We start from the raw sequence: 22,661 nt of genomic DNA on the forward strand, positions 1-22,661 counted from the left end.
AGGCGCGCGGACGGTTTCAGACGACGATCTCGTCGAAGCGGGCGAAGGCGCGGTGCGCCGCTTGCGCGGGCTTGGGATCCTTGCGAAGCAGCCAGCCGGTCTGGAGGCCGGCGGTATGGGCGGCATCGAGTTCCTGCTCGATGTCGGACAGGAACAGGATGCTGGACGGTGTCTCACCGATGGCCTGGGCAATGGACGTGTACGAGGCCGCCTCGCGCTTCGGTCCGGTGGTGGTATCGAAATAGCCGGAGAACAGCGGCGAGAGGTCGCCTGCCTGGCTGTAACGGAAGAACAGCTTCTGAGCCGGCACGGAACCGGACGAATACACGTAGAGGGGAATACCCGCCGCGTGCCAGCTGGCCAGCACCGCTGGGACTTCCGGGTAGACGTGGGCCCGGTAGTCGCCGGCTTCGTAACCGTCTTTCCAGATCATGCCCTGGAGTGCTTTGAGCGCAGTGGATTTGCGATCCTCGTCGATCCAGCGCAGGAGCAGGTCCACCACTTCGTGCCGGCTGGCCTGAACCATGCCCGCCTCGCGTGCGGCCTCGGCAAGCCAATGTTGCACCGGCGCCGTATCGGCGTGCATCTGCACGTACGCCGGCAGGCGTTCGCGGGCATAAGGAAACAAGGTGTCGTGGACGAAATCGATCGAGCTGGTGGTGCCTTCGATGTCGGTGACGATGGCGCGGATCGCGGACATCAGGCGGCCTTGGGTGCGGAAGCGTGCGGCTCCATGCGTGGGAAGCGCGAGGCGATATCCTGGCCGGTGAAATTGGCGACCCAGCCTTCGGTGTTGGTGAACAGGCGGATGGCAACGAAATACGGCGATTCGCTCATGTCGAACCAGTGCGGCGTGCCATCGGGCACGCCGATAAGGTCGCCCGCTTCGCACAGTACTTCGTAGACCTTGCCCTGGATATGCAGGGTGAACTGCCCGGCACCGGCGACGAAGAAGCGGACTTCGTCCTCGCTATGGGTGTGCTCGTCCAGGAATTTCTTGCGCAAGGTGGCACGGTCGGGGTGATCGGGCTTGAGGCTGATCACATCGACTGCTCGATAGCCTTCCTCTCGCATCAATCGGTCGATGTCGCCCTGGTAGGCGGCGATGACTTCCTCCTGGCTTGCGCCGGGGATGATCGGCTGGGCAGCTTCCCAGGCTTCGAAGCGGATGCCGACCTTGCCCAGTTCCGCTGCGATGGAATCGTGGTCATGGATATCGGCCAGGGGCGATGGGTGGGCATTGTCGGCGTAGATGCGCAGGCGGCTCATGATGACAACCTCTTCAGATCCAGTTCGCAGGCCAGCAGGAATTCCAGCGCTTCCAGGTGGCGGCGTGTTTCGGGCATGTCGCGGCCCCAGGTATAGATGCCGTGGCCGTCGATCAGGTAGGCATGCAGCGGCTTGCCCGCATCAAGCCAGGCGTCGATGCGCGCGGTGAGCTCGGGCATAAGCTGGGTATTGGGAAATACCGGCACTTCCAGGCGGCTTTCGTGCGTGGTGTAGCCGGTAATGGCCTTCTGCAGTTCCCAGCCTTCCAGCACCACCGAGCCGTCCCTGGCGAACAGCCGCGAGGCCACGCTCTGGTTGCGCGAATGGGTGTGCAGCACCACGCCGGCTTCCGGGAAGCGGCGGTAGATTTGCGTGTGCAGGCCGGTTTCGGCGCTGGGGCGGTGGGCACTGCCCACGGCATTGCCCTGGAAGTCCACCACCATGATGTCGCTGCGGGAAAGTCGGCCCTTGTCCTTGCCCGAGATGGTGATCGCGGCGTGGGAGTTGTCCATGCGCATGGAGAAATTGCTGCTGGTGGCCGGTGTCCAGCCAAGTGCCGATAGCTCGCGCGCGGCATCGGCGATCTCGTCGGCGTGGCGGGCAAGCAGGCTCATGTCGATGCTGGCGGTCATGATGATTTGGACGTCCAAACGATAGGTGATGATAACACGCCGGCCATGACGGTCCTGCGGGGAATGCGAGCCATTCTCACGGCTCATGAAACGTTTGCTGCCATGGCGTATATTCTCCGCAGGCCGCGCGCAGCGCGGGACCCAAACGCTGGAGAACCAACCATGTCGCATCACGAACATAGTAATGAGTCGCGCCGCCGCTTTCTCAAGGTGGCTGCAGGTACCGCTGCCGTCGCTGCCGCGGTCGGGCTATTGCCCAAGGTGGCCCGCGCCGCAGACCTTCCGCACCTGACATCGGCTGATCCGACAGCCGCCGCGCTCAACTATGTCGAGGATGCTTCCAAATCCACCAACCCCAAGCACAAGGCGGGCGATGTGTGTTCGAACTGCCAGTTCTTCCAGGGCAAGCCGGCCGATGCGTTTGGTCCTTGCCAGTTGTTCCCGGGCAAGGCCGTTGCCGGGAAGGGTTGGTGTGTGTCGCACGCGCCGAAGGCAGCTTGATGTTTCCGGGCAATGGCGCTCCACCCGTCGTTGCCCGATCTTCCATCATGAAGTGAACGTAAGCGCGTGTAAGCATGGATGTTCACGTGGCGCCGGATCGTCGTTGCCGACACCAGGACGATGGAATTAAAAAAACCGCCGAAGGGCGGTTTTGGTCGCGCGAAGCGCTAAAAAAATCAGAAAATGCTACCCGACGCGCCAGGCTGAGGAGCTGACCCGCCTGCACGCGCCGGGTGGCAATCCGGGGCCCACTGCCAAGTGATCAACCTCGGAGGAAGGATCATACTCTTTCTCCCCTTGGCCGCCATCGACCGGCGCACAAAACCGTACGAAAGCTTTGTGAAATCATTAGATTTCAATAGTTTGCGGTTCATTTTTCAAGAGCCATCGAATAAACCATACGGTCGGCCGGGTAGCCGACACAAGTCATTGATTTGACGGCCTGGGCAAGGCGTTTTCGGCGCGCAGGCGGCTATGCCGACGGCCATATCCGAAATAAATCACCAGCCCGATGACTGTCCAAATGCCCATGAGACTCCAGTTGAGGGTGCCCATGGTGTACAGGAGCGCCGCGCAGCTTAGGACCCCCAGGGTACATACGAGCGGTGCCGCCGGCACGCGGAAGGTGCGGGGCAGGTCCGGCTGGGTCTTGCGCAGGATCAGCACGCCGATGCACACCGCCATGAAGGCGATCAGCGTACCCATCGATACCAGGTCACCGAGCAGCTCCAGCGGGAATATAGCCGCCAGAAACGCGATGCCGACGCCGGTGATGACCGTGTTCAGGTGTGGCGTGCGATAGCGCGGGTGCACCTTGGCGAAGACCGGCGGCAGCATGCCGTCGCGACCCATGATCATGACGATGCGCGGCTGGGCGATGATCATCACCAGTACCACCGACGACAGGCCAAGCAGGGCGCCCAGCTCGACGATCCAGCGCAGCCAGCCCAGGGCGGGATGAGCGCGGATGGCGCTGACCACCGGTTCGTCGGTACCCAGTTGCACGAACGGCACCAGGCCCGTAAGCACCGCGGCCATGGCGATGTACAGCACGGTGCAAATGGCCAGCGACGCCAGGATGCCGATGGGAAGGTCGCGCTGCGGATTGCGTGATTCCTGGGCGGCGACGGAGGTGGCCTCGAAGCCGATATAGGCGAAGAACACCATGGCCGAGGCGCGCAGGACACCGGCCCAGCCGAACTTGTTGCCGCCCTGGTTTTCCGGGATGAAGGGATGCCAGTTCGCCGGCTGCACGTGCTGCCAACCCACCACGATCACCAGGCAGATCAACAGCACCTTGATCACCACCATGGCTGAATTGGTCCAGCTTGATTCCTTGATGCCCACATAGCACAGCCAGGTGAGCAGCAGGGTCAGGATCACCGCCGGCAGGTTCATGATGGCGCCGGTAGTCACCAGGTGATGGTCGGCGGTAAACATCAGCGGCGCGCTGGTAAGCGATTTGGGGATGGTGAGGTCCATGTTCAGCAGGCCGCCGATGTGCTCGAGCAGGCTGACGAAATACCCCGTCCAGCTCACCGCCACCGCCGATGCCGACACGCCGTATTCAAGCACAAGGTTCCAGCCGATGAACCAGGCCACCAGCTCGCCCAGGGTGGCATAGGCGTAGGAATACGCACTGCCGGAGATTGGGATGAGGGTGGCGAATTCAGCGTAGCAAAGGGCCGTGAAGGTGCTGCAGATCGCGGCAAATATGAAGGCGAGGATTACCGCGGGCCCCGCATGCTCGGCCGCGGCCTGGCCGGTGATGACGAAGATGCCTCCGCCGATCACCGCGCCAATACCCAGTGCCGTCAGCCCCCAGGGTCCGAGCGTGCGACGCAGGCCGGGGCCATGCACGTCGTCGGCGTCAGTGAAGCTGGTTTTGCGGGCAAGGAGCTGGGAAAGCATGGAAACCTTCAACGGGTACGGCCAATAGAAAAGGGCCGGCGCTTGGCCGGCCCCCGGGACAGGAGTTTACGCGTTCTTCGGCCTGAGCTTGCTGTGTGCGTAGCCGTAACCGATATAGATGAGCTGGCCCAGGACGATCCAGGTCACCATCAGCCGCCAGTGTTCCTCGAAGGCCTGCCAGAACAGGTAGACGCAGATCAGCGCACCCAGGATCGCCACCGGCCAGACGAACGGCACGCGGAAGCTGCGCTTCAACTGGGGCTGCGTATAACGCAGCACCAGGATGCCGATGCACACCGTGGCGAAGGCCAGCAGGGTACCCATGGACACCAGCTCGCCCAGCACGCTCACCGGGAACAGGCCCGCCAGAATCGCGGCGGCAACGCCAACGATCACCTGGCCGACGTACGGCGTGCGGAACTTCGGGTGCACCTTGCCCAGTGCCGGCGGCAGCAGGCCGTCACGGGACATGGAGAAGAAGATGCGCGGCAGGCCCATCAGCATCACCAGGATCACCGACGACAGGCCGGTGATGGCACCGAAAACCACGATGGTCTTCAGCCACGACAGCTGCGGGTAATGGGTCAGTGCAGTGGCAACAGGCTCGGGCGTGTTCAGTTCACGGAACGGGGTGATGCCTGTAAGTACCAGGGCCATGGCGATATACAGCACGGTGCAGATCGCCAGTGATCCAAGGATGCCGATCGGCATGTCACGCTGCGGATTCTTTGCCTCGCCTGCCGCCGTGGATACCGCGTCGAAGCCGATGTAGGAGAAGAACACCAGTGTGGCTGCACGGAACACGCCGCTCCAGCCGAATACGCCGGGGCCCTCGTTTTCCGGGATGAACGGATGCCAGTTGTCCGGATTGACCAGGTGCACGGTGACGGCGATGAAGAGGAGGATCACCGTGACCTTGATCGCCACGATGATGGAATTGACGAAGGCCGACTGGGTAATACCGACATAGCACAGACCCGAAAGCGCCGCCACGATCAGCACGGCGGGCAGGTTCACCAGCGCGCCCGTCGACTGGATGTGCCCCTCCACGAATGCGTAAGGCGCTGAGGCCAGGGCCTCGGGGAGGGCAATATTTGTATTCGTCCAGCTTCCGATCAATCTCAGCAGTTCGTTGAAATAACCCGACCAGCCTGCCGCCACCGTCGATGCGGCGAAGAGATATTCCAGCACCAGGTTCCAGCCGACGAACCAGGCGACGTACTCGCCCAGCGTGGCGTAGGAATAGGAATAAGCGCTTCCCGATATAGGAAGCATCGCTGCGAACTCGGCGTAGCACAGGCCCGCGAAGGCGCAGGCGATGCCGGCAATGACGAAGCTGATGGCAAGCGCGGGGCCCGCATGCTGCGCGGCGGCCTGACCGGTGATGACGAAGATGCCCGCGCCGATGACCGCGCCGACGCCGAGCAACACCAGGTGTTTTGCCGTGAGCACACGGACCAGGTCCGGCTGGCTGTGTGCACCGGTGCTGATGTGCTCGCCGGCGTCCACATGGGGTGACGACTCAATGGCGTGAGTCGCTAAGAGGTTTTTCAGCATGGATATCCCCTACTGCTGGTCATTATTATTAGAAGCTGATGCGACCCGGCGGCACGGCATCGACGCTGAACCATACCGGTCGCGACGGTCCCGTACAAGTTGCGGTGCGGCGCGATGGCTTAACTTCAGAACACCATGACCACCGATGCCTGCGGTGTCACCGAGGCTGCGCTGTTGCGTCCGGCGAAGGCAAATTCGGCGCCGGCAATGAAACCAACGCTGCTTGACAGGTGGTATTCGAGCGCGGGCGAGGCATACCAACGCGCCGAGGGCCCGCTGGTGGAAGAAACCGCAAATCCCTGGCCGTCGAAGCCGTGAACCGAGGTCTGCGAGTCGTGCGACCAGCCCAGGTCCATGGCCAGGCCCCATCGGTGATCGATGCTGTACTCGGCCGCCACCAGCGCATTGACGTTACTGCCGGGGCTGGCCGCACCGACGAAACCGTGACCGGTACCGTAGACACTTGCGCCGCGCAACGAGACATGACCGGGGCGGGGCGCCCAGCCAAGATTGGCCCGTACACGCAGGGGGCGGCCGTTACCCAGCCAGAACCATTGCTGGTAGAGCGCAGCGAAGTTATTGCCTTCCACGCCGCTTCCACCACCGTTGAAGCCATTGCTGCTCAATCGATCGTACCGGCCCACGGCGAAGCGATGGCCCGCAACGAGCGAAAATGCAGCGCGCGTGCCGTCGGCGTTGGGCGCCTGCAGCATGTACTGAAAACGGATCGAGGTATCGCCGGAGTTGATGCCGTCGGTACTTTGCCCAGCACTGCTGGCCCGCGAGACGCTCGGTACAATGGTGGCGGCGAAGCGGTCGGTGATGCCGTAGGTCACCACGGCGATCGATCGCCAACTGCGCGAGGGCGTTACCCGGTGCCGGTCGCCGTGGTTGTCGAAGGCGTTGCGCGTTTCAGAATAGAACACGTAAGGCTGCACCACCAGTCGTCCAGCGGCTGGCGTGGCACCGTTGAGTGAAGCCAGACTTCCCGTCCAGTTCACGTCGGACGTGTCGTGTGGCGTGGCGAGGGCGATGGGTGCGGCAAGTAGGCCGCAAGCGGCGAGGGCATAACGGATCAAGAGCATCTCTCCCTGGTGGATGTGCCGCGCAGTGCGCGGTGCCGGTTCCAGCCGGCACTTCGATGCTAGGCTTCGATTCCACTACAGCGCTGTCAGGTATCGCTCTTTTTTAAGCGGTTTCTCCTACAAGCGATTCTTGTTTTCCTACACAGCACCCGCACACCCACATGACATTCACTGACGACTTTGCAGTCTTTGGCGAACAAGCTGAAGCCTTTGTCCAACTGGCAAGCGAACCAAACGCCTTCGAGCGCACGCGAAGGGACGCGCATTTCACCGGTTCCGCGTGGCTTGTCAGCGGCGATGGGCAACGCGTATTGCTGACTCATCATCGAAAGCTCGACCGCTGGCTCCAGTTGGGTGGCCATGCCGACGGCGATACCGACCTTGCGCGCGTGGCATTGCGCGAGGCACGGGAGGAGTCTGGATTGGCCGACCTTGCGATCGAGGGTGGCGTCTTCGACATCGACCGCCACCTGATTCCCGCACGAGGCGAAGAGCCCGCTCATTGGCACTACGACGTGCGTTACGTGGTGCGTGCGTGCCGAAGCGAGCTGTTTGCCGTCAGCGAGGAGTCGTTGGCCCTGGCCTGGTGGCCGATCGCCGATATCGCCGCTGATGCGTCGATGGACGCATCACTAAGGCGAATGGCCGCGCGGTGGCTTGCGCAAGGGCGCTAGCCGTAGCGCGCTGGCGCAGGATTGAGATGGCCACAGGCATCGCAGGTGCGAGCCTGCACCGAGCCATAGAATCGGTCGAAGACCGGCGGGAAATCACGCTCGATGCTGTCGAGGATGAAATATTCTTCGTAGAGCTTGTGGTTGCAGCGCTCGCAGAACCACAGCAGGCCGTCTTTTTCGTGGGCCAGGCGCCGCCGCTCGATCACCAGTCCGATAGAGCCGGGCATGCGCTGCGGCGAGTGCGGCACGCGCGGCGGAAGGTAGAACAACTCGCCGGCACGGAGGGGGATATCCCGGGCCGCGCCGTCATCCTGCACTTTCAGCACCATCTCACCTTCGAGTTGGTAGAAGAACTCGGGGCCTTCATCGTGGTGGTAATCGGTGCGCGCGTTGGGGCCGCCGACGATCATCACGATGAAGTCGCCATCGACGATGCACTTGTTGCCCACCGGTGGTTTCAGCAGGTGGCGGTGTTCGTCGATCCAGCGGGCCAGGTCGATCGGCGGCAACAGACTCATGGTGCTATACCTCCAGGGTCGCCAGGTCGCCCTTCTCCTCGAGCCAGGACTTGCGGTCGCCGGCGCGTTTCTTGGCCAGCAGCATGTCCATCAAACCATGGGTGCCGTCCGCTTCACCCACGGTGAGTTGCACGAGGCGCCGGGTGTCGGGATGGATGGTGGATTCGCGCAGCTGTGGCGCATTCATCTCGCCCAGTCCCTTGAAGCGGGTGACACTGACCGCGCCCTTCATCTTCTCGCGCTCGACTCGCTCGAGCATGGCGCGTTTTTCGTCCTCGTCCAGGCAATAGAACACCTGTTTGCCGACATCGACGCGGAACAGCGGCGGCATGGCCACGAACACGTGGCCTTCGTGTACCAGGGCGGGGAAGTGGCGCAGGAACAGTGCCGACAGCAGGGTGGCGATATGCAGGCCGTCGCTGTCGGCATCGGCCAGGATGATCACCTTGCCGTAGCGAAGGCCGGTGAGGTCGGGCTTGCCCGGATCGCAGCCGATGGCCACGGCCAGGTCGTGCACTTCCTGAGACGCCAGCACCGCGCCGGATTCCACTTCCCAGGTATTCAGGATCTTGCCGCGCAGCGGCAGGATGGCCTGGAAATCCTTGTCGCGCGCCTGCTTGGCCGAGCCGCCGGCGGAGTCACCTTCGACCAGGAAAAGCTCGGTGCGGGCAAGGTCCGTGGCCGCGCAGTCGGCGAGCTTGCCGGGGAGTGCCGGGCCTTGCGTGATCTTCTTGCGCACCACCTGCTTGGCGGCTTTCAAACGCGCACTGGCGCGTTCGATCGCCAGTTGTGCGATGCGCTCGCCGAGGTCCACATGCTGGTTCAGGTACAGGCTGAAGGCATCGTGCATAACGTTCTCGACGAAGCCTGCGGCATTGCGCGAGGAGAGCCGCTCCTTCGTTTGACCGGCGAACTGGGGGTCTTGCACCTTGATGCTGAGCACGAAGGCCAGACGCTCCCAGACGTCTTCCGGCGCCAGCTTCACGCCGCGAGGAAGCAGGTTGCGCAGATCGCAGAACTCGCGCAGGGCGTTGGTGAGGCCCGTGCGCAGGCCATTGACATGGGTGCCACCCTGCGAGGTGGGAATGAGGTTCACATAGCTTTCCTGCACCAGGTCGCCTTCCGGCAACCAGGCCAGGGCTACGTCCAGGCTTTCGGTTTCGCGCGCCAGGTGGTTGATGAAGAGGGTCGGTGGCAGGATCTCAGCACCGTTCAGGGCGCCGCGCAGGTAGTCGGGGAGGCCGTCCTCGTAGTACCAGTCGATCGTCTCGCCACTGGCTTCGTCGGTAAGACGCACAGTCAGGCCCGCGCACAACACTGCCTTGGCGCGCAGCAAGTGCTTGAGCCGGGGCAGCGAGATGCGCGGGGAGTCGAAGTATTTCGCATCCGGCCAGAAGCGCAGCATGGTGCCGGTTTTCTTCTTCGGCACCGTGCCGATCACTTCCAGGTCGCTGATGCGGTCGCCGTTGGCGAATATCACCTGGTATTCCTGGCCGTCGCGGCGGATGCTTACTTCCACCCGCGTGGAAAGCGCGTTGACCACCGACACGCCTACACCATGCAGGCCGCCTGAGAATGCGTAGTTCTTGTTCGAGAACTTGCCGCCGGCATGCAGCCGGGTAAGGATCAGTTCCACACCCGGTACGCCTTCCTCCGGATGGATGTCCACCGGCATGCCGCGGCCATCGTCGACCACGGTGACCGAACCATCGGCGTGGACGGTGACCTCGATCGTCTTGGCGTGCCCGGCCAGGGCTTCGTCCACCGAGTTGTCGATCACTTCCTGGGCCAGGTGGTTCGGCCGGGTGGTGTCGGTGTACATGCCGGGGCGGCGCTTGACCGGGTCAAGGCCCGACAGTACTTCGATGTCGGCGGCGTTATAGCGGGAAGTCATAGATACCAGGGTGCTCTTGGTGGTTCAGCAGGGCAGGATGGGTTGGGCACGGGCTTGCCGTCAATATGGCGGCGCCACTATGGGCGTGGCCGGTCTCACTCGCCGCGATTCACGCCGCGAGCGGCGCGCAGTGCCATTCAAGCCAGGCTCGTTCGGCGCCGTCCAGCAGCGGTGCCAGCGCGGCGCGCACGCAGGCGTGGTAGTCGTCAAGCCAGGCGCGCTCGGCAGGATCGAGCAAGCGCGGTTCGAGTGCGCGGCGGTCGAAAGGACACAGGGTGAGGGTCTCGAACGCCAGGAAGCGGCCGAACTCGGTTTCGTTCGACTCCACCACCACGGCCAGGTTCTCGTGACGGATGCCGTGCCTGCCGGGCTTGTACAGGCCCGGCTCGATCGAGGTGACCATGCCGGGCTCAAGCGGCACCAGCGCGCCACCCTGGACCGGTGGCCGGATGCCATGCGGACCTTCGTGGACGTTGAGGAAGTAGCCCACGCCATGCCCGGTGCCGTGGCCGAAGTCCATACCGGCGGCCCAGAGCGGTGCGCGGGCCAGGGCATCGAGTTGCGGACCGCTGGCGCCGGCGGGGAAGCGGGCACGGCTCAGGCCAATCATGCCCTTGAGCACCAGGGTGGCGTCGCGTTTCTGCTCGTCGGTCACTTCACCCAGCGCCAGCACGCGGGTGATGTCGGTGGTGCCCCCAAGGTACTGGCCGCCGGAATCGATCAACAGCAGGCCGGCCGGGCGGAGCGTGCTGTGATGTTCGGGCGTGGCGCGGTAATGGGGCAGGGCGCCGTTTGCCTGGTAACCGGCGATGGTGGCGAAGCTTTCGCCGATGAAGCTCGGGCACTTCGCGCGGGCCTCGCGGAGGATTTCCTCGACGGAGACCTCGGTGAGGGCGTCGCCACCGGCAAGACGGGTTTCGATCTGGTGGAAACCTCGCGCCAGGGCAGCGCCGTCGTGACGCATGGTCTCGCGGATATGGTCAAGCTCCGCTGCCTGTTTGCGCGCCTTGAGCATCGTGGACGGATTGGCGCCGTGCACCAGGGTAACGTCGCGGCCGGTCGCGTCGACAAGCGCGCACACCACGCGGGAGGGGTCTACCAGCAGCCGGCTTTCGGTGGGGAGCCCCGCCAGAGCGGAAGCCGCCGTGGCGTAGTCGGCAATATCGAAGCCGTCGGCGGCCAACCGGGATTGCAACGCCGGTTCCACCTTGCCGCGGTCGACGAACAAGGTCGCCCGCGAGGGGCCGACCAGCAAGTGGGCCAGGAATACCGGGTTGTACGGCACGTCGCTGCCGCGCAGGTTGGTGATCCACCCGATGTCGTCCAGGGTGGAAACGAAGTGGTGGCTCACCTGAAGCTTCTTCATCGCATGGCGAACGCGGCCGAGTTTCTCGTCGCGGGTGCTGCGCGCGTACTCAAGGGGATGCTCCACCACCGGTGCACGGGGGAGCGGCGGCCGGTCGGGCCAGTTTTCCCCGGGGAGGTCAAGGTCGGTGCGAAGGTGGGCCACCAGCGCGCGGCGCAGTTGCTCACGCCCAGCCAGGGAAAGGCTGTCCCCGGCCACGGCCACCACATCGCCTTCGCCCACGACACCGGACAGCCAGGCCACGTGTTCGGCGGTGTGCGCCACCTGAAGCTTCACCAGGCGGATGCCGGAGGCGGCCAGCTCCTGCTCGGCCTGCGAGAAATACCGCGAATCGGTCCACAGGCCCGCATCTTCGGCGGTCACCACCAGGGTGCCGGCCGAACCGGTAAACCCCGACGTCCAGGTGCGCGCCTGCCAGTGAGCGGGCAGATATTCAGAAAGATGGGGGTCGGCACTGGGAATGATGCAGGCCGCCACGCCGTGGCGTCGCATGGCCTGCCGCAGGCCCGACAGGCGGGCGGCGTGGGTAAGAAGGCTATCCATGGCCGCGATGCTAGCTGAACGGCCCCGGGGACGGCCAGAAACCCAACTGCCCCTCGCCCCGCCCACCACCTTCCGCTAAAATACCGATTTCCAGCACGGCTGCGACTCATGACTCCCCTGATTTTCGTCACTGGCGGCGTGGTGTCTTCCCTCGGGAAGGGCATCGCGGCGGCCTCGCTTGCGTCCATTCTCGAGGCGCGCGGGCTCTCCGTCACCATGATGAAGCTCGACCCGTACATCAACGTCGATCCAGGCACGATGAGCCCCTTCCAGCACGGTGAGGTGTACGTCACCGATGACGGTGCGGAAACCGACCTGGACCTCGGCCACTACGAGCGCTTCGTCAAAACGCGTCTCACCGGCAAGAATTCCATCACCACCGGCAAGATCTACGAATCGGTCATCCGCAAGGAACGCCGCGGCGACTACCTCGGCGCCACCGTACAGGTGATCCCGCACATCACCGATGAAATCAAGCACGCCATCCACGAGGCCACCCGCGGTTTCGACGTGGCGCTGGTGGAGATCGGCGGCACCGTGGGCGACATTGAATCGCTGCCGTTCCTTGAGGCCATCCGCCAATTGCGCATTGAACACGGTCCGGACAGGTGCCTGTTCATGCACTTGACCCTGGTGCCGTACATCAAGGCGGCCGGCGAGATCAAAACCAAACCCACCCAGCATTCGGTGAAGGAACTGCGCTCGATCGGTATCCAGGCCGACGTGCTGCTGTGCCGTTCCGAGCAACCGCTGCCGGAAGGCGAGCGCCGCAAGATCGCCCTGTTCACCAATGTGCCCGAGCGCGCGGTGATCAGCGCCATCGACGTGGATGTCATCTACAAGCTGCCGCAGTGGCTGCACGACCAGGGGCTGGACGACCTGGTCATCAACCAGCTGCGGCTGGACGCGAAGCCCGCTGATCTTTCAGCCTGGAAGCGCACCGTCGAGGCAGTGGAACATCCCAAGGACGAAGTCACTGTTGCCATCGTAGGCAAGTACGTGGAGCACAAGGATGCCTACAAGTCGCTGGGCGAGGCCCTTCGCCACGGCGGCATCAAGCAAACGACACGGGTGAATTTGTCCTGGGTGGATTCCGAAGACGTCGAAGCCCGTGGCGCCCGCGAAACGCTCGGCCACGCCGATGCCATCCTGGTGCCTGGCGGTTTCGGCAAGCGTGGTTTCGAAGGCAAGGTGCTGGCCGCCCGCTATGCACGCGAAAATGGCGTGCCGTACTTCGGCATCTGCTATGGCATGCACGCAGCGGTGGTGGAGTTTGCCCGAAACATCGCAGGGTTGCCCCAGGCCGATTCCACCGAGAACGACCGCAACGCGGCGGATCCGGTCATCGCCCTGATCACCGAATGGACCACCGCCAGCGGCGAAGTGGAACAGCGCACCGAGCGTTCGGACCTGGGCGGCACCATGCGCCTGGGTGCGCAGGAATGCCGATTGAAGGCCGGTACCCTGGCCCGCGAGCTCTACGGCGAGGACATCATCCGCGAGCGTCATCGCCACCGCTACGAATTCAACAACCGCTATCGCCAGCCATTCGAAGACTTGGGCCTGGTGATCTCGGGCAAGTCGATGGACGATCTCCTGGTGGAGATCGTCGAGCTGCCGCAGCAGAAACACCCCTGGTTCCTGGGTTGCCAGGCGCATCCGGAATTCACCTCCACGCCGCGCGATGGCCACCCGCTGTTCATCGGGTTCGTCCGCGCGGCCCGCGAATACAAGGCCGTGCGCCAGGGCGAGCGCCTGGCCGCCGTGCAGGAGTCCGCCGCATGAAGCTCTGTGGGTTTGATGTCGGCCTCGACCAGCCGCTGTTCCTGATTGCCGGTCCCTGTGTGATCGAGTCGATGCAACTGCAGTTGGATGTTGCCGGCACGCTGAAGGAAATCACCGGACGCCTGGGGATCAACTTCATCTTCAAGTCGAGCTTCGACAAGGCCAACCGTTCCTCGGACAAGAGTTTCCGCGGTCCGGGCCTGGAGGAGGGCCTGAAGGTATTGGCTGCCGTGAAATCGCAGATCGGCGTGCCCGTCCTCACCGACGTGCACGAGTACACCCCGATGGATGAAGTTGCTTCGGTGGTCGACGTACTCCAGACCCCGGCCTTCCTGTGCCGCCAGACCGAGTTCATCCAGAACGTGGCCCGCGCCGGCAAGCCGGTGAACATCAAGAAAGGCCAGTTCCTGGCCCCGTGGGACATGAAGAACGTGGTAGCCAAGGCGCGCGACGTCGGCAACGACCAGATCCTGGTCTGCGAGCGTGGCGCCAGCTTCGGCTACAACAACCTGGTATCGGACATGCGCTCACTGTCGGTGATGCGCGAAACCGATTGCCCGGTGGTGTTCGACGCCACCCATTCGGTGCAGTTGCCCGGCGGGCAGGGCACCAGTTCAGGCGGCCAGCGGGAATTCGTTCCCGTGCTGGCGCGCGCGGCGGTGGCGGTTGGGGTTGCCGGGCTTTTCGCCGAAACCCATCCCGATCCGTCCAAGGCCCTGAGCGACGGCCCGAACGCCTGGCCGCTCGCGCAGATGGAAGAGCTCCTGGAAACCCTCATGGAACTCGACCAGGTGGTGAAGAAACGCGGCTTCCGCGACCACGCCTAAAGTACGCGCCAAGGGGCGCGGGGGACCCAACCTATGCGGCCGCCTACCAAATCACCGGTCGGAAAGGCCATCATGTATCGATCTTTTCATTCCACGGGAAGCGCATGACCACCGATATCACCCGCATCCACGCCCGCGAAATACTCGACTCGCGCGGTAATCCCACCCTCGAGGCCGAGGTCGTGCTCGGCAATGGCGCCTTCGGCCGCGCCGCCGTGCCCAGTGGTGCCTCGACGGGTTCGCGTGAAGCGGTTGAGCTGCGCGATGGCGATAAATCCCGTTACGGTGGCAAGGGTGTGCGCCAGGCGGTTGCCAACGTCAACGGCGTGATCGCCACCACCCTGGCCGGCTTCGATGCCGCCGACCAGAAGGGCCTGGATGCGAAGCTGATCGCGCTGGACGGCACGCCGAACAAGGGAAAGCTTGGCGCCAATGCGCTGCTGGGCGTTTCGATGGCCGCCGCCCATGCCGTGGCCGCTTCGCACGGACAGGCACTGTGGCAGTACCTGGCGCGCGATCGTGCCGGCGCCTTGCCGGTGCCGATGATGAACATCATCAACGGCGGTGCGCACGCGGATAACAACGTCGACGTGCAGGAATTCATGATCCTGCCAGTGGGCCTGCCCAGTTTCGCCGAAGCCCTGCGCGCCGGTGCGGAAATCTTCCACGCGCTTAAATCCGTGCTCAAGGGCCGGGGCATGAACACCGCCGTGGGCGACGAAGGCGGCTTCGCGCCGAATCTGAAATCCAACGTCGAAGCGCTCGACACCATCCTGGAAGCCGTGCACACCACCGGCTACAAGATCGGCGGGGAAATCCTGCTGGGCCTGGACGTGGCCAGCACCGAATTCTTCAAGGGAGGCAAGTACGACCTGGAAGGCGAGGGCAAGAAGTACGATCCGGCACAGTTCGTCGACCTCCTGGCCAGCTGGGCGAAGCAGTACCCGATCGTCTCCATCGAAGACGGCATGGCCGAGAACGACTGGGACGGCTGGAAGCTGCTCACCGACAAGATCGGCAAGGACGTGCAGCTGGTGGGCGACGATCTGTTCGTGACCAACCCGGCAATCTTCCGCGAAGGCATCGACAAGCACATCGCCAATGCCATCCTGATCAAGGTGAACCAGATCGGCACGCTGTCCGAAACGCTCGAGGCGATCGCCATGGCCGATGCCGCCAGGTACGGCGCGATCATCTCGCACCGCTCGGGTGAAACCGAGGACACCACCATCGCCGACATCGCAGTGGCCACCACGGCAACCCAGATCAAGACCGGCTCCCTCTGCCGCACCGACCGCGTTGCCAAATACAACCAGTTGCTGCGCATCGAGGAACAGCTCGGCGTCGCCGCCCGCTACGCCGGCCGGGAAGCCTTCCCGAGCCTGTCCAAGCTTCCCGGCTGACGATCCTACCGTGCTGCGCTGGATCGGCCTCGCGCTTGCCATTCTGATCATCGCCCTGCAGCTGAAGCTGTGGGTCGGTGCCGGCAGCATGCACGAGGTCGAGGCGTTGCGGGCCAGCGTCAAGCAACAGAAGGACGCCAACGATGCGCTGCAACAGCGCAACGCCGCGCTTGCTGCGGATGTGGAAGACTTAAAGCACGGCGAGCAGGCCACCGAAGCCCGTGCGCGATCGGAACTGGGCCTGATCAAGCCGGGTGAAACCTTCTACCAAGTGGTGGAGCCGGGCACGCCCACTACCGTGCCCCCCCCGCCACCGGCCACGCCGCCGGCATCGTCCAACGGCGGCCACTGATGGATGCCTTCTGGTGTGTGGTGCCGGCCGCCGGCGTCGGCAGCCGCGTCGGTGGCGACCGCCCCAAGCAGTACCAGCCGCTGGCGGGCCGGTCGATGCTCGACATCACCCTGGGTAGGCTCGCCGCGCATCCGCGCATTGCCGGCATCATGGTGTCGCTGGGCCCGGATGATCCGCATTGGCAGGGCCACCAGTCGATCCTGGGCAAGCCCGTGCTTACCGTGGTCGGTGGCGCCGAACGAAGCCATTCGGTGCTTGCCGGCATCGAGGCCGCCCCGGTGGACGATCAGGATTTCATCATGGTGCATGATGCCGCGCGGCCCTGCGTGCGTGCTGCGGACATCGAACGGTTGGTGGTACAGGCGGTGCCTTTCGGCGGTGGCCTGCTGGGCGCGCCGTTGCGCGATACGCTCAAGCTGGTGGACAGTGAGCGGCGGGTGCTGGGCACCGAGCCGCGGGAAAGGCGCTGGCGGGTCTTCACGCCACAGATGTTCCGCCGCGGCGAACTGGCCGAAGCCCTGCGCCTGGCGCATGCGATCGGAAAGCCGGTGAGTGACGAAGCGATGGCCATGGAACTGGCCGGATTCTCGCCCTTGCTCGTCGAGGGCGCCGAGGACAACATCAAGGTGACGACGCCAGCGGACTTCGCATTGGCCGAGTACCTGCTAGGGAAGCTCGAATGATGCGCATTGGACAAGGTTACGACGTACACGCCTTCGGCCCCGGTGACCACATCATGCTGGGGGGCGTTCGCGTGCCGCACACCCACGGCGTTGTGGCGCATTCCGATGGCGACGTGGCGATCCATGCGCTCTGCGACGCCTTGCTCGGGGCGCTGGCGCTGGGTGACATCGGCCGGCACTTTCCGCCCAACGACGAGCGCTGGCGCGGCGCGGACAGCCGCACCTTCCTGCGCGCCACGCGGCAGATGCTTGAAGAACGCGGTTATCGCCTGGGTAATGCCGACATCACGGTGATCTGCGAAGCGCCCAAGGTGGGGCCGCACGCCGACGCGATGCGCGTGCTGCTAGCCGATGCCATGGGCTGCGAGCTCGACTGTGTAAGCGTCAAGGCCACCACCACCGAGGAACTCGGCTTCACCGGACGCCGCGAAGGCATCGCGGCCATGGCCACGGTGCTGGTGCTGCCGCTGTGACCGAGACAGAACTGCGACCAGGCCATGCCGCCCGCCTGCACGAGCGCGTGGAGCGGGTGCAGGACCTGCTTGAGCGCAGCCAGGACGATCCGGCAGTCCAGGCCGAATTGCAACACGTGCTCGACGGCCTTCATCCGGCCGACATCGCCAACGTGCTCGAGGCCTTGCCACTGGCCGAGCGCCTGGATGCCTGGCAGCGGGTCAAGGCCGACCGTGATGGCGACATCCTGCTCGAAGTCACCGACTCGGTGCGTGAATCGCTGATCGCCGACATGGACGATCGCGAGATCCTGGCCGCGGTGGAAGACCTCGATCCGGACGAACTGGCCGATCTTGTCGACGAGCTGCCCACCTCCGTACTGCCGGAGGTCATGGCAAGCCTGGATGCCGAGGAACGCAGGCGCGTGCAATCGGCGCTGTCGTACAACGACGACCAGGTCGGCGCGCTGATGGACTTCGAGATGGTGACCATCCGCGAGGATGTCAGCCTGGAAGTGGTGCTGCGATACTTGCGCCGCTTCGACGAACTCCCGGCGCAGACCGACAAGCTCTTCGTGGTCAACAGCGCCCACGTGATGGTGGGCGTGCTGCCGCTGCACTGGTTGCTGGTGAATCATCCCGAGCGGATGGTGCACGAGGTCATGGCGCCGGACGTCAACACCTTCCGCCCCGAAGACGACGCCTACGATGTGGCGCAGGCCTTCGAACGCTACGACCTGGTTACCGCGCCCGTGGTGGATGAAAATCACCGCCTGGTGGGGCGCATCGCCGTTGATGCCATGGTCGACCTGATCCGTGAGGAAGGCGAGGCCGAGGCACGTTCACGGGCGGGCCTGCGTGAAGAGGAAGATATCTTCGCCTCGGTGTGGCGCTCGGTGCGCAACCGCTGGGCGTGGCTGGCGATCAACCTGGTCACGGCCTTCATCGCTTCCCGGGTGATCGGGCTCTTCGAGCATTCCATCGAGAAGCTCGTGGCGCTGGCAGCGCTCATGCCCATCGTCGCCGGCATCGGCGGCAATTCGGGCAACCAGACCATCACCATGATCGTCCGTGCCATGGCACTGGAGCAGTTGGGTGTGTCCAGCGTCCGTCGCCTATGGCGCAAAGAGCTGGGCGTGGCGCTGGTCAATGGCGTGGTCTGGGGTGGAGTGATCGGCGTGGTGGCGTGGCTGCTCTATGACAATCTGGCACTAGGGCTGGTGATGACCGCAGCCATGACATTGAACCTGCTCCTGGCTGCCTTCATGGGGGTGGCGATCCCCATGGTGATGACCTGGTCCGGTCGCGATCCCGCCCTGGGTTCGAGCGTGCTGATCACCGCCACCACCGACAGTGGAGGCTTCTTCATCTTCCTTGGGCTCGCCACCCTGTTCCTGCTGTGAGCCCATGAGCCTGGACCTTCCCTTTGCCCACGGTGGCCCGTCGTTGACCGGTCGCCTGCGTTCCTCCCCTGACGATTTCCGCGTGGAGGAGATCCTTGGTTACGGCCCCGACGGCGAGGGCGAGCACGTTTTCCTTGAAGTGGAAAAGCGCGGCGAGAACACCGAATGGGTGGCCAAAGAGCTGGCCAGGTTCGCCGGTGCGAACCTCGCAGGCGTCGGTTTTGCCGGACTGAAGGACCGCCATGCGGTCACGGTGCAGGCTATCAGCGTGCAGCTGCCAGGCAAGGATGAACCGGACTGGAGTGCCTTCGGCGGGGAATCGGTGACGGTGCGCAGCCTTGGCCGCACGCGGCGGAAGATCAAGCGTGGCGCGCTGCGCGGCAATCGTTTCGTGATCACGTTACGCGGCATCGAGGGCGACCGGGCGATCGCCCAGGCACGTTTGTCTGCCATCGTTGAGCAGGGCGTGCCCAATTATTTTGGCGAACAGCGCTTCGGCCGCGAGGCCGGGAATATCGGCCAGGCCAGGGCGATGTTCGGTGGCCGCCGGGTGGATCGCAGCAAGCGCTCGATGCTGCTGTCGGCAGCGCGATCACACCTGTTCAACGCCGTGCTTGCCGAACGTGTGCTGTCGGGACACTGGGCGACGCCTATCGAAGGCGAGGTTTATGCGCTGGCCGGCTCGCGTTCTTTTTTCGGCCCGGAGCCGACGACCGACGCTCTCGCCGAGCGGCTGGCAAGTTTCGATATCCATCCGTCGGGTCCCCTGTGGGGGCGCGGCGAGCCGCCCACCTCCCATGCCGCGGCCGAGCTCGAGTTGCGCATCGCCGCCGCTGACAATGACCTGGCCCAGGGCCTTGCCGCTGCCGGCATGGACCAGGAGCGGCGCGCCTTGCGCCTGCATCCGGATGACCTCACCTGGCGCTGGCTTGATGATGCGGTCGAAGTTACCTTTGCCTTGCCTGCCGGTGCCTATGCCACCACGGTGCTGCGCGAAGTGGCCCAGTTTTGAACATGACCGCCTAGCGGCCCTTCAGCAGCACGACCACCGCGCCGGTGCCGCCCTGCATCGGCCGCGCCGAGGCAAAGGCGACCACGTCGTCCAGGCGCCTGAGCATGCGGTCGGTCATCATCTTCAGCACCGGTCCGTGTGCCTTCGAACGCAAGCCTTTGCCGTGCACGATGCGCACGCAGCGGATGCCTTCGCGGCGCGCATGGGCCAGGAAGTCGATGATGGTCACCTGGGCCGCGGCCAGGTTCATCTGGTGCAGGTCGATGTCGTCCTGCACGCTGAACTGGCCGCGCTTCAACTGTTTCAGGAGCTTGGGCGGATAGCCTTCGCGCAGGTACGACAGTTCCTCGCCAATTTCCATCAGGGCCGGGTCGAACGCCAGGTCCAGAAGTTCCTTCGGCACGGCGGCCTCATCAGCCTCGAACTGGCGGGCCCGCGGGGCCGGTCGAGGTGCTGCCGGTGGCAGTGGTGCTTCATCAAAACGGCGAACCTCACCGATGGCCTCACGGAAGAGCAGGGCATCGTCGTCGGATACGTTCTTTGGCGGCCTGCGGTTCATGGCCGCATGCTAGCCCAAAGCATCGTTCACGCCATGTCGACGGCCGTGAATCGATCGCCGCGCTCGGGTAGACTCGACAGGATCAAACCGACCCGTCGCGGGCCGGCAGGATTACCCACGGAATACGATGCGTGTACTTGTAAGCAACGATGACGGCGTGGATGCCCCGGGCATCCGCATCCTGGCCGAACGACTCCAGGCGCTGGGCGAGGTTACGGTGGTGGCACCGGACCGGGACCGTTCCGGTGCCAGCAATTCCCTGACCCTGGACCAGCCGGTGCGTGTCACTCGCATGGACAACGGTTACTTCCGCGTGGCGGGAACACCCACCGATTGCGTCCACCTGGCGCTGGCGGGAATGCTGGAAGTCGAACCTGACATCGTGGTTTCGGGTATCAACAATTCTGCCAACCTCGGCGATGACGTCATCTATTCAGGCACCGTATCGGCCGCGATGGAAGGCCGTTTCCTGGGGCTTCCGGCCATCGCCGTGTCGCTGGCCAGCCGTGACCATCGCGGTGAGCATTTCGAGTCGGCCGCCCAGGCCGTGCTGATGCTAACCCGCCGGTTGCTGGTGGATCCGCTTCCCGCCGATACGATCCTCAATGTGAACGTGCCCGATCTTCCCTGGGACGACATCCAGGGCTTCGAGGTCACGCGCCTGGGCAAGCGCCATCGCTCGGCGCCGTGCATCGAACAGACCGACCCGCGCGGCCGCCCGATCTGGTGGATCGGCCCGGCCGGTGACGCGGCCGATGCCGGACCCGGCACGGATTTCGATGCCGTGGCACGCGGTTTTGTTTCCGTCACGCCGATCCACGTTGACCTCACCCGCTTCCAGGCGCTGGAGAAAGTCGCCAGCTGGATGCAGGCGCTGTCCACCCAGAAAGACCAGGACGAAGCGGCATGAACATGCATTCGCTGCCGCCGTCGGCCTTGCGCGGTGAAGGCATGACCTCCCAGCGCGCCCGCGATCGCCTGGCCGCCAAGCTTATGGAAGAAGGCATCACCGACAAGCGCGTGATCGAGGTGATCCGCAACCTTGCCCGGCACCATTTCATCGACCAGGCGCTGCATTCGCGCGCGTACGAAAACACCGCGCTGCCGATCGGCCACGGCCAGACCATCTCGCAGCCGTACATCGTGGCACGGATGTCGCAGGCGCTGATCGAACATGGCATACCCGACCGGGTGCTTGAAGTGGGTACGGGCTCCGGTTACCAGGCCGCCGTGCTGGCGGCATTGGTGCCGCAGGTATATACCGTCGAGCGCATCGAGGAACTCCTGCGCCAGGCGCGCCGCCGCTTCCGCCAACTTGGCATCACGAATCTCCGTTCAAAGCATGACGACGGCAAGCTTGGCTGGCCGGAGGAAGCTCCCTTCGACGCCATCATCCTTACAGCCGCCGGTGATTCCATCCCGTTGCAGCTACTGAACCAGTTGCGCCCCGGAGGCGTGCTGGTGGCGCCGGTGGGTTCGCCCAGCCAGCAGATGCTGCTGCGCCTGCGCATGGGTGAAGACGGCGACTTCACCCAGGAAGAACTCGGTTCCGTAAGCTTCGTACCGCTCCTGGGCGGCATCGGCTGATCTTTCTTTCCAAAGCTTAGGGAATCGCATGCGTCTTTTCGGCAAGCTCTACGAACGTGCCCTGGGCTGGGCGAGACATCGTCATGCGGAGCGCTACCTGGCATTGCTCAGCTTCGTGGAGGCCTTCATCTTCCCGGTGATGCCGGAGGTCATGCTGGCGCCGATGATGCTGGCGCGCCGCGAACGCGCTTTCCGCTATGCCAATGTCAGCCTGCTGTTTTCGCTTTTGGGTTCACTGGTGGGTTATGCGTTGGGTCACTACGCCTTCGAGGCGTTGCGGCCGGTGCTCGATTCACTGCATCTTCTTGCGCCCATCAATGCTGGCGTGGAAAACCTTCGCGAGAAGATGAGTGCGCACTGGCTGGCGCTGCTGGTGGTGCTGGCCCTGGCCGCGTTGCAGCCGGTGGTACCGATGAAATTCGTCACCTGGGCCTCGGGCATCGTCGGTGTGCCGGTGATCCCGTTCCTGGTGTGCATGCTGGTGGGCCGTGGCAAGCGCGTGTGGCTGCTGGCCATCCTGATCCGGCTGTTCGGCGAGCGCGCCGAGCGCATGTTGCACAAGCATGTCGAATGGATCGGCTGGCTTGCCATCGTGGCGCTCATTGGCCTTGGTGTGTGGTGGTACGTGGCGCATTGACACCCTGCATG

23 protein-coding genes are annotated in these 22,661 nt (G+C 64.3%); 13 read left to right on the forward strand and 10 right to left on the reverse strand.

Annotated elements, in window-relative coordinates:
- Positions 1-16: 16 nt before the first annotated feature.
- Genes mtnC through VGM61_RS13625 form a run of 3 tightly spaced genes read right to left on the reverse strand, consistent with a single transcriptional unit; the run spans position 17 to position 1,901 of the window.
- Positions 17-700, reverse strand: coding sequence for an acireductone synthase (gene mtnC / locus VGM61_RS13615; RefSeq protein ID WP_331523378.1), 684 nt, complete (start codon positions 698-700; stop codon positions 17-19).
- Positions 700-1,269 (reverse strand): acireductone dioxygenase, encoded by a 570-nt coding sequence (locus VGM61_RS13620; RefSeq protein WP_331523379.1) that lies wholly within the window; start codon positions 1,267-1,269, stop codon positions 700-702. Before VGM61_RS13620 ends, mtnC begins: the two co-directional genes overlap by 1 nt.
- Positions 1,266-1,901, reverse strand: coding sequence for a methylthioribulose 1-phosphate dehydratase (locus tag VGM61_RS13625; protein ID WP_331523380.1), 636 nt, complete (start codon positions 1,899-1,901; stop codon positions 1,266-1,268). Before VGM61_RS13625 ends, VGM61_RS13620 begins: the two co-directional genes overlap by 4 nt.
- 162 nt (positions 1,902-2,063) lie before the next feature.
- Here VGM61_RS13625 and VGM61_RS13630 point away from each other — a divergent pair, with 162 nt between their 5' ends.
- Positions 2,064-2,402: a high-potential iron-sulfur protein gene (locus VGM61_RS13630; protein ID WP_331523381.1), complete on the forward strand. Its 339-nt coding sequence runs from the start codon at positions 2,064-2,066 to the stop codon at positions 2,400-2,402.
- Between the two features lie 426 nt (positions 2,403-2,828).
- Here VGM61_RS13630 and VGM61_RS13635 read toward each other — a convergent pair whose 3' ends face one another.
- The 3 genes from VGM61_RS13635 to VGM61_RS13645 form a co-directional block, all read right to left on the reverse strand.
- A complete protein-coding gene (locus VGM61_RS13635) occupies positions 2,829-4,313 on the reverse strand; it encodes an amino acid permease (protein WP_331523382.1) in 1,485 nt (494 codons plus the stop codon).
- Positions 4,314-4,379: 66 nt separating this feature from the next.
- Positions 4,380-5,870: an amino acid permease gene (locus tag VGM61_RS13640; RefSeq protein WP_331523383.1), complete on the reverse strand. Its 1,491-nt coding sequence runs from the start codon at positions 5,868-5,870 to the stop codon at positions 4,380-4,382.
- A 125-nt stretch (positions 5,871-5,995) separates the two neighbouring features.
- Positions 5,996-6,949, reverse strand: coding sequence for a hypothetical protein (locus VGM61_RS13645; RefSeq protein WP_331523384.1), 954 nt, complete (start codon positions 6,947-6,949; stop codon positions 5,996-5,998).
- A 167-nt stretch (positions 6,950-7,116) separates the two neighbouring features.
- Here VGM61_RS13645 and VGM61_RS13650 point away from each other — a divergent pair, with 167 nt between their 5' ends.
- Positions 7,117-7,629 (forward strand): NUDIX hydrolase, encoded by a 513-nt coding sequence (locus tag VGM61_RS13650; protein WP_331523385.1) that lies wholly within the window; start codon positions 7,117-7,119, stop codon positions 7,627-7,629.
- Here the strand turns inward: VGM61_RS13650 and VGM61_RS13655 are convergent.
- From VGM61_RS13655 to VGM61_RS13665, 3 genes are all read right to left on the reverse strand, one after another.
- Positions 7,626-8,147, reverse strand: coding sequence for a 3-hydroxyanthranilate 3,4-dioxygenase (locus VGM61_RS13655; RefSeq protein ID WP_331523386.1), 522 nt, complete (start codon positions 8,145-8,147; stop codon positions 7,626-7,628). The genes VGM61_RS13650 and VGM61_RS13655 overlap by 4 nt on opposite strands.
- 4 nt (positions 8,148-8,151) lie before the next feature.
- On the reverse strand, positions 8,152-10,041 hold the full coding sequence (parE, locus tag VGM61_RS13660; RefSeq protein WP_331523387.1) for a DNA topoisomerase IV subunit B: 1,890 nt from the start codon (positions 10,039-10,041) through the stop codon (positions 8,152-8,154).
- A gap of 109 nt (positions 10,042-10,150) precedes the next feature.
- Entirely contained in the window at positions 10,151-11,950 is a 1,800-nt protein-coding gene (locus VGM61_RS13665; RefSeq protein WP_331523388.1) for an aminopeptidase P family protein, read from the reverse strand.
- Positions 11,951-12,058: 108 nt separating this feature from the next.
- Between VGM61_RS13665 and VGM61_RS13670 the strand changes: the two genes are divergently transcribed.
- From VGM61_RS13670 to truD, 8 genes are all read left to right on the forward strand, one after another.
- A complete protein-coding gene (locus tag VGM61_RS13670) occupies positions 12,059-13,735 on the forward strand; it encodes a CTP synthase (protein WP_331523389.1) in 1,677 nt (558 codons plus the stop codon).
- A complete protein-coding gene (kdsA, locus tag VGM61_RS13675; protein ID WP_331523390.1) occupies positions 13,732-14,562 on the forward strand; it encodes a 3-deoxy-8-phosphooctulonate synthase in 831 nt (276 codons plus the stop codon). The genes VGM61_RS13670 and kdsA overlap by 4 nt, the downstream gene beginning before the upstream one ends.
- A 104-nt stretch (positions 14,563-14,666) precedes the next feature.
- Positions 14,667-15,965: a phosphopyruvate hydratase gene (eno, locus tag VGM61_RS13680; RefSeq protein ID WP_331523391.1), complete on the forward strand. Its 1,299-nt coding sequence runs from the start codon at positions 14,667-14,669 to the stop codon at positions 15,963-15,965.
- Between the two features lie 10 nt (positions 15,966-15,975).
- A complete protein-coding gene (gene ftsB, locus VGM61_RS13685) occupies positions 15,976-16,317 on the forward strand; it encodes a cell division protein FtsB (protein WP_331523392.1) in 342 nt (113 codons plus the stop codon).
- Complete coding sequence (gene ispD / locus VGM61_RS13690; RefSeq protein ID WP_331523393.1) at positions 16,317-17,000, forward strand: 2-C-methyl-D-erythritol 4-phosphate cytidylyltransferase; 684 nt, start codon at positions 16,317-16,319, stop codon at positions 16,998-17,000. Before ftsB ends, ispD begins: the two co-directional genes overlap by 1 nt.
- The gene (gene ispF, locus VGM61_RS13695) at positions 16,997-17,473 is read left to right on the forward strand and encodes a 2-C-methyl-D-erythritol 2,4-cyclodiphosphate synthase (RefSeq protein WP_331523394.1); all 477 of its coding nucleotides are present in this window, start codon (positions 16,997-16,999) and stop codon (positions 17,471-17,473) included. The genes ispD and ispF overlap by 4 nt, the downstream gene beginning before the upstream one ends.
- Positions 17,470-18,855, forward strand: coding sequence for a magnesium transporter (gene mgtE, locus VGM61_RS13700; RefSeq protein ID WP_331523395.1), 1,386 nt, complete (start codon positions 17,470-17,472; stop codon positions 18,853-18,855). Before ispF ends, mgtE begins: the two co-directional genes overlap by 4 nt.
- Positions 18,856-18,859: 4 nt before the next feature.
- On the forward strand, positions 18,860-19,867 hold the full coding sequence (gene truD, locus VGM61_RS13705; RefSeq protein WP_331523396.1) for a tRNA pseudouridine(13) synthase TruD: 1,008 nt from the start codon (positions 18,860-18,862) through the stop codon (positions 19,865-19,867).
- A 10-nt stretch (positions 19,868-19,877) separates the two neighbouring features.
- On the opposite strand, the gene VGM61_RS13710 is transcribed toward truD, so the two are convergent.
- A complete protein-coding gene (locus VGM61_RS13710) occupies positions 19,878-20,426 on the reverse strand; it encodes a Smr/MutS family protein (protein WP_331523397.1) in 549 nt (182 codons plus the stop codon).
- Positions 20,427-20,553: 127 nt separating this feature from the next.
- On the opposite strand from VGM61_RS13710, the gene surE reads away from it, so the two are divergent.
- The 3 genes from surE to VGM61_RS13725 are packed head-to-tail and all read left to right on the forward strand — an operon-like array spanning position 20,554 to position 22,650.
- Positions 20,554-21,336 (forward strand): 5'/3'-nucleotidase SurE, encoded by a 783-nt coding sequence (surE, locus tag VGM61_RS13715; RefSeq protein WP_331523398.1) that lies wholly within the window; start codon positions 20,554-20,556, stop codon positions 21,334-21,336.
- The gene (locus tag VGM61_RS13720; protein WP_331523399.1) at positions 21,333-22,013 is read left to right on the forward strand and encodes a protein-L-isoaspartate(D-aspartate) O-methyltransferase; all 681 of its coding nucleotides are present in this window, start codon (positions 21,333-21,335) and stop codon (positions 22,011-22,013) included. The genes surE and VGM61_RS13720 overlap by 4 nt, the downstream gene beginning before the upstream one ends.
- 28 nt (positions 22,014-22,041) lie before the next feature.
- Entirely contained in the window at positions 22,042-22,650 is a 609-nt protein-coding gene (locus tag VGM61_RS13725) for a DedA family protein (RefSeq protein WP_331523400.1), read from the forward strand.
- Positions 22,651-22,661: the final 11 nt, after the last annotated feature.

It is taken from the genome of Pinirhizobacter sp. (assembly GCF_036499745.1).
Lineage (GTDB): Bacteria > Pseudomonadota > Gammaproteobacteria > Xanthomonadales > Rhodanobacteraceae > Pinirhizobacter.

Coding starts and splice junctions, on each gene's coding strand:
- mtnC (WP_331523378.1), bottom strand. CDS start 700: ATGTCCGCGATCCGCGCCATCGTCACCGACATCGAAGGCACCACCAGC.
- VGM61_RS13620 (WP_331523379.1), bottom strand. CDS start 1,269: ATGAGCCGCCTGCGCATCTACGCCGACAATGCCCACCCATCGCCCCTG.
- VGM61_RS13625 (WP_331523380.1), bottom strand. CDS start 1,901: ATGACCGCCAGCATCGACATGAGCCTGCTTGCCCGCCACGCCGACGAG.
- VGM61_RS13630 (WP_331523381.1), top strand. CDS start 2,064: ATGTCGCATCACGAACATAGTAATGAGTCGCGCCGCCGCTTTCTCAAG.
- VGM61_RS13635 (WP_331523382.1), bottom strand. CDS start 4,313: ATGCTTTCCCAGCTCCTTGCCCGCAAAACCAGCTTCACTGACGCCGAC.
- VGM61_RS13640 (WP_331523383.1), bottom strand. CDS start 5,870: ATGCTGAAAAACCTCTTAGCGACTCACGCCATTGAGTCGTCACCCCAT.
- VGM61_RS13650 (WP_331523385.1), top strand. CDS start 7,117: ATGACATTCACTGACGACTTTGCAGTCTTTGGCGAACAAGCTGAAGCC.
- VGM61_RS13655 (WP_331523386.1), bottom strand. CDS start 8,147: ATGAGTCTGTTGCCGCCGATCGACCTGGCCCGCTGGATCGACGAACAC.
- parE (WP_331523387.1), bottom strand. CDS start 10,041: ATGACTTCCCGCTATAACGCCGCCGACATCGAAGTACTGTCGGGCCTT.
- VGM61_RS13665 (WP_331523388.1), bottom strand. CDS start 11,950: ATGGATAGCCTTCTTACCCACGCCGCCCGCCTGTCGGGCCTGCGGCAG.
- VGM61_RS13670 (WP_331523389.1), top strand. CDS start 12,059: ATGACTCCCCTGATTTTCGTCACTGGCGGCGTGGTGTCTTCCCTCGGG.
- kdsA (WP_331523390.1), top strand. CDS start 13,732: ATGAAGCTCTGTGGGTTTGATGTCGGCCTCGACCAGCCGCTGTTCCTG.
- eno (WP_331523391.1), top strand. CDS start 14,667: ATGACCACCGATATCACCCGCATCCACGCCCGCGAAATACTCGACTCG.
- ispD (WP_331523393.1), top strand. CDS start 16,317: ATGGATGCCTTCTGGTGTGTGGTGCCGGCCGCCGGCGTCGGCAGCCGC.
- ispF (WP_331523394.1), top strand. CDS start 16,997: ATGATGCGCATTGGACAAGGTTACGACGTACACGCCTTCGGCCCCGGT.
- truD (WP_331523396.1), top strand. CDS start 18,860: ATGAGCCTGGACCTTCCCTTTGCCCACGGTGGCCCGTCGTTGACCGGT.
- VGM61_RS13710 (WP_331523397.1), bottom strand. CDS start 20,426: ATGAACCGCAGGCCGCCAAAGAACGTATCCGACGACGATGCCCTGCTC.
- surE (WP_331523398.1), top strand. CDS start 20,554: ATGCGTGTACTTGTAAGCAACGATGACGGCGTGGATGCCCCGGGCATC.
- VGM61_RS13720 (WP_331523399.1), top strand. CDS start 21,333: ATGAACATGCATTCGCTGCCGCCGTCGGCCTTGCGCGGTGAAGGCATG.
- VGM61_RS13725 (WP_331523400.1), top strand. CDS start 22,042: ATGCGTCTTTTCGGCAAGCTCTACGAACGTGCCCTGGGCTGGGCGAGA.